This window comes from Mesorhizobium sp. M5C.F.Ca.IN.020.29.1.1 (assembly GCF_003997375.1).
GTDB classification, from domain to species: Bacteria; Pseudomonadota; Alphaproteobacteria; order Rhizobiales; family Rhizobiaceae; genus Mesorhizobium; species Mesorhizobium wenxiniae.
Map to the genome: position 1 here is coordinate 1 of NZ_RZSW01000557.1, position 4,004 is coordinate 4,004.

General features: G+C 62.0%; 6 protein-coding genes. 4 read left to right on the top strand and 2 right to left on the bottom strand.

The features are described from left to right. The 3 genes from EOA85_RS39420 to EOA85_RS29500 all read left to right on the top strand — a co-directional run. A partial coding sequence (locus tag EOA85_RS39420; protein ID WP_127212105.1) for a GlsB/YeaQ/YmgE family stress response membrane protein occupies positions 1-74 on the top strand: 74 nt, incomplete at its 5' end. Between the two features lie 133 nt (positions 75-207). Continuing rightward, positions 208-1,173 (top strand): lipoyl synthase, encoded by a 966-nt coding sequence (gene lipA / locus EOA85_RS29495; RefSeq protein ID WP_127212102.1) that lies wholly within the window; start codon positions 208-210, stop codon positions 1,171-1,173. A gap of 12 nt (positions 1,174-1,185) precedes the next feature. Beyond that, positions 1,186-1,644 carry a type II toxin-antitoxin system RatA family toxin gene (locus EOA85_RS29500; RefSeq protein WP_095520613.1) on the top strand — a complete coding sequence of 153 codons (459 nt, stop codon included), beginning with the start codon at positions 1,186-1,188 and terminating at the stop codon, positions 1,642-1,644. On the opposite strand, the gene EOA85_RS29505 is transcribed toward EOA85_RS29500, so the two are convergent. Together EOA85_RS29505 and EOA85_RS29510 are read right to left on the bottom strand one after the other, a co-directional pair. Continuing rightward, a complete protein-coding gene (locus EOA85_RS29505) occupies positions 1,620-2,129 on the bottom strand; it encodes a CinA family protein (protein ID WP_127212103.1) in 510 nt (169 codons plus the stop codon). The two genes, EOA85_RS29500 and EOA85_RS29505, sit on opposite strands and share 25 nt — an antisense overlap. Next, entirely contained in the window at positions 2,126-3,355 is a 1,230-nt protein-coding gene (locus EOA85_RS29510; RefSeq protein ID WP_127212104.1) for a bifunctional 2-C-methyl-D-erythritol 4-phosphate cytidylyltransferase/2-C-methyl-D-erythritol 2,4-cyclodiphosphate synthase, read from the bottom strand. Before EOA85_RS29510 ends, EOA85_RS29505 begins: the two co-directional genes overlap by 4 nt. 237 nt (positions 3,356-3,592) lie before the next feature. On the opposite strand from EOA85_RS29510, the gene EOA85_RS29515 reads away from it, so the two are divergent. Beyond that, the coding region (locus EOA85_RS29515; protein WP_164759962.1) for a tRNA-dihydrouridine synthase at positions 3,593-4,004 on the top strand (412 nt) is incomplete at its 3' end.

The window sequence follows — 4,004 nt, forward strand, 5'->3', positions numbered from 1 at the left end:
GGATTGCTTATCTGATCACCGGTTTCATCGGCGCCTGCCTGCTGATCTGGGTAGGGCGCATGGTGCGCCGTTAGCTGCTGAACTCTTGCCATGCGAAAACGGCTGTGGCGGCATGCGCCGCCGCGGCCTTTTTCTTTGCAGCGAAAAGTCCTAGATGACTTGTGAAAGCGACCGCCGGAAGGCAATCGCGAATGAACTGGATTTCTGATGGTCACCGTCCTCGACACGATCGCCAATGCGCCGCGCCTGAGGCATCCTGAAAAGGCGCACAAGCCTGACCAGGATGTGCTGCGCAAGCCCGACTGGATCCGCGTCAAGGCGCCGATGTCAAAAGGCTATGCCGAGACGCGCGAAATCGTGAAGTCGCACAGACTCGTGACGGTGTGCGAAGAGGCCGGTTGCCCCAATATCGGTGAGTGCTGGGAAAAGAAGCACGCCACCTTCATGATCATGGGTGAGATCTGCACGCGCGCCTGTGCCTTCTGCAACGTCGCCACCGGCATTCCGACAGCGCTCGATCCCGGTGAACCGGCGCGCATCGCCCATGCGGTCAAGCAAATGGGTCTGAGCCATGTCGTAATCACCTCAGTCGACCGCGACGATCTCGCCGATGGCGGAGCTCAGCACTTTGCCGAGGTCATCCGCGCCATCAGGGCGGCAACGCCTTCGACGACGATCGAAATCCTGACGCCCGACTTCCTGCGCAAGGAAGGTGCGCTGGAGATCGTGGTGGCGGCGGAGCCGGACGTGTTCAACCACAATCTGGAGACCGTACCGTCGAACTATCTGACGGTCCGGCCCGGCGCCCGCTATTTTCATTCGATTAGGCTCCTGCAGCGGGTCAAGGAACTCGACCCGTCGATCTTCACCAAATCCGGCATCATGGTTGGCCTCGGCGAGGAGCGGAACGAGATACTGCAGTTGATGGATGATCTGCGTTCGGCCAATGTCGACTTCATGACCATCGGCCAGTATCTGCAGCCGTCGAAGAAACACCACCCTGTGATCCGTTTCGTCACGCCGGAGGAATTCAAGTCCTTCGAGACGATCGGCAAGACCAAGGGCTTCCTGCTGGTGGCATCGAGCCCGCTAACGCGTTCGTCACATCACGCCGGCGACGATTTCGCCAAGCTGCGCGCGGCAAGGGAAGCGTTTCTCAGGAAGTCCGCCTAACACACTGGTTTCATGCCACAATTCGAAGCCCACCGCCGCGTTGCGCATACGCCGGAACAGATGTTCGCTCTGGTCGCCGATGTCGAATCCTATCCGCAATTCCTGCCGCTTTGCGAGGCGCTGACGGTTCGCTCGCGCAAGGAACGCGACGGACGCACCCTGCTCGTCGCCGACATGAGCATCGGCTACAAGGCGATCCGCGAGACTTTCACCACGCAGGTGCTGCTAAAACCTGGCGAGAAGGCCATCGACGTCAAATACATCGACGGTCCATTCAAATATCTGAGCAACGCCTGGCGTTTCGAGCCGGCCGACGGCGGTTGCAATGTCTGCTTCTTCATCGACTACGAATTCAAGAGCCGTATTCTGGGTGCGGTGATGGGAGCGATGTTCGATCGCGCCTTCCGCATGTTTTCCGAGGCGTTCGAGAAGCGCGCCGACGTCATCTATGGCGCAACGCCGGCAGCCTGATCCGCAGCGAGTGCGCGCAAGCCCAGTTCAAGCGCATGCCTGACCGTCTCCCGGCGGATGAAATCGCGGCCTTTGTCGGCGAACAACTGACATTCGCTGACGACCGGCCGGCCAGTCAAGGCGATACCGAACCAGACCAGGCCGACGGGCTTTTCCGCCGAGCCGCCGCCCGGACCGGCAATGCCGGTAACGGCAAGGGTGAGTCCGGCGCCCGAATGCGCCAACGCGCCGGCCGCCATCTCGACTGCGGTTTCCCGCGAGACCGCGCCGTGCGTCTCAAGTGTGGCGGCGGAAACGCCGAGCATCTCAGTCTTGGCCTGGTTGGAATAGGTGATGAAACCCCGGTCGACCACCGTGGAAGAGCCGGCGATGTCGGTAAGGGCGGCGATGATCATGCCACCTGTGCAGCTTTCGGCCGTCGCCAGCATGATGCCACGCTGTCGGCAGGCCTGAAGCAGGGCATCTGCGAGATCGCTGTTGCTCATTCGGGGACATCCCCCGGAAACACGACGCTGGCGGTCGCGATAGCCGCTATGCCTTCCTCGCGTCCGACAAAGCCGAGCTTTTCGTTGGTTGTTGCCTTGATAGAGATACGGTCCCGGGAAATTGCCAGCATTTCCGAAAGGGTTTCGGTCATTGCTTCGCGATGTGGGCCGACCCGGGGCGCCTCGCAGATCAGCGTGATGTCGGCATTGGCGATGCGCCCGCCGCGCGCACGCACCAGTCTTGCCGCATGTTCGACGAAGATCCGCGAGGCCACGCCTTTCCACTGCGGATCCGACGGCGGGAAATGCGTGCCGATGTCGCCGGCGCCGCAGGTGGCGAGCAGCGCGTCGGTCAAGGCGTGCAGGCCGACATCGGCGTCCGAATGGCCGGCCAGTTTCTTGTCGTGCGGGATGGAGACGCCGCACAGGACGACATGGTCACCGGGCTCGAAGGCATGGACGTCGTAGCCATTGCCGGTGCGGATGTCCGGAAAACGCAGCCGCTCGCCGGAAAGCCGCTGATCCGCCATCGAAATATCCCTTGCCCAGGTGAGCTTGACATTGTCCGGCGAGCCCGGAACGATTTTCACCGGAATATGCGCCCATTCGGCAATCGCGGCATCGTCGGTGAAGTCCGCCTTGCCCAAGCGATGGGCCTTTTCGTGGGCGGCCAGGATCGGCCAGAACGGGAAGCCTTGCGGCGTCTGGGCGGCATGAAGCCCGTTCCTGGAAACCGTCTCGCGGATCATGCCGGCGGCCGACTCACGTTTCAGCGTGTCGGCGACGGGTAAGGCAGGCAGCGCTCCCTGGCGCTCGCCGATAGCGGCGATCGTACGGTCTATCAATTCGGCGTCGACGAACGGGCGAACGGCATCATGGACCAGAACCTGGCTCGGTGCATGGCCTCTCAGCGCAAGCAGCCCGAGCCGGACGGAGTCCTGCCTGGACGCGCCACCGGTCACCGTGATGACTCGATCGGCGTTGGCTCCGGCGGCGCTGCGAAAAAGCGCGCTGTCGTCGGCGTGGATTGCGACGACGACAGGACCGATTCTCGGATGCGCCAAAAACATATCCAATGTGCGCGCGATAACGGCATGGCCACCGATCCTCTGGTATTGCTTCGGGCCGTCGGCCTGACCGGCGCGCGCGCCGCGGCCGGCGGCGACGATAACCACGGCAACCCTAGAGTCCGTAGCCAAAGCTGGCATTTCGCTTGCGTCTGTCATGCCGAGACGCTTAGCGCATGATCCCGAAAAGTGGAATCGCTTTTCGGAAGAGATCATGCGCAGATGCAAAGTGCCAAAGGGTCCTTTCCTAAGGACGTACGCCGCTTAGGGCGCGGTTATGGGCCGAAGGCCAGCATTTTTCCCAAATGCGCCTCAATGTGACGTCATTGCGCGTTGCACATTGCTGCCATTCTGGCTAGAGATTGTGCAGCAACTAAAGATGCTTGGTTTTTGTGCATGTTTGACCTCACCAAATTGGCTTCGCCGCTGGACGCGGGTAATGTGAGAATCCGCAATCGCGCTTTTCTCGCGCCGATGTCGGGCATAACCGATGAGCCGTTCCGGCAGCGCGCCTATGCGCATGGCGCCGGATTGGTCGTGTCGGAGATGGTGGCGAGCGGCGAGCTTGCCAGGGGCAGGGCCGGTTGTGGCCTTCGCATCCGCCATTCCGGGCTGCCTGTGCACATGGTCCAGCTTGCCGGCCATGAGGCGGCGCATATGGCCGAGGGCGCTCGAATCGCGGCGGGCGAGGGCGCCGACATCATCGACATCAACATGGGCTGCCCGGCCAAGAAGGTGACGGGCGGCTATGCCGGTTCGGCGCTGATGCGCGATCTCAATCACGCTTTGTCGTTGATTGAGGCGGTGG

Excerpts from the sequence above, each read along its gene's own strand:
- lipA (WP_127212102.1), top strand. The coding sequence starts at position 208 with ATGGTCACCGTCCTCGACACGATCGCCAATGCGCCGCGCCTGAGGCAT.
- EOA85_RS29500 (WP_095520613.1), top strand. The coding sequence starts at position 1,186 with ATGCCACAATTCGAAGCCCACCGCCGCGTTGCGCATACGCCGGAACAG.
- EOA85_RS29505 (WP_127212103.1), bottom strand. The coding sequence starts at position 2,129 with ATGAGCAACAGCGATCTCGCAGATGCCCTGCTTCAGGCCTGCCGACAG.
- EOA85_RS29510 (WP_127212104.1), bottom strand. The coding sequence starts at position 3,355 with ATGACAGACGCAAGCGAAATGCCAGCTTTGGCTACGGACTCTAGGGTT.